1 protein-coding gene is annotated in these 757 nt (G+C 76.6%); it reads left to right on the forward strand.

The window, feature by feature from the left end; genetic code table 11:
- Window positions 1–757, forward strand: a 757-nt coding sequence (locus tag ACT6Q8_RS25565; protein ID WP_444739485.1) for a hypothetical protein, incomplete at both ends; no start/stop codon positions are given.

Below are 757 nucleotides of genomic sequence, written 5' to 3' on the forward strand. Positions count from 1 at the left end.
CGCCGGTGCCGACTGCGACCTCAGCACCGCTGAAGGCCGCGCGCGCATGGCCAGCCAGGCGCGCCCACTCTGGAGCGCCCTGCCCGATGGCGCGCTCAAGCGCCAGCTCATCGGCGAACTGGCCGCCGGCATCGGCATCGGCAGCCCGGACCTGCTGCAGCTCTGGCAGCAGACCGGCGGCGGCCCGCGCAAGCCCCGGGCCGCCAGCCCGGCGCCCGCGCAGCCGGGGCACGACGCCGGTTACGACGGCGGCGGGGCCAGCGCGGCCTACACCTCGGACCCGGGCTACGACAGCGGCGCCGGCGGCGGTTACAGCAGCGGCGGTGGCGGCTACGGCGGTGGTGGCAAAACCTACGGCGGCGGCGGCAAGGGCTTCGGCAAGTGGCGCAAAGGCCCGCCGCCCCCGCCCCGCATGCTGGGCACGCGCCGCGCGGGGGGCAGCCGGGCCGACCGCGCGGTGGGTCTGCTGCTGGCCAGCCCGCAGGCCTGGGACACGCTCTCGGCCGACGACCACGCCCTGCTGGCCCACCTGCCCGCGCCCCACGGCCCGGTGTTCGTCTGGCTGGAAGCCCAGCTGCACGAACACGGGCACCAGCCCTGGGCTGCGGTGCGCGAGGCCCTGCGCGGCCACGAACACGAGACCTTTGCCTGCGTCCAGGTCGAGCAGGCGACCCTGGGCGGCGACCCGAGCGCCGAGCTGTCCGAGCTGAACGACGTGATGCACCGCCTGCGCCGCGACGGGCTGGTGGAACAGGCT

The organism is Niveispirillum sp., from assembly GCF_052437035.1.
Lineage (GTDB): Bacteria > Pseudomonadota > Alphaproteobacteria > Azospirillales > Azospirillaceae > Niveispirillum.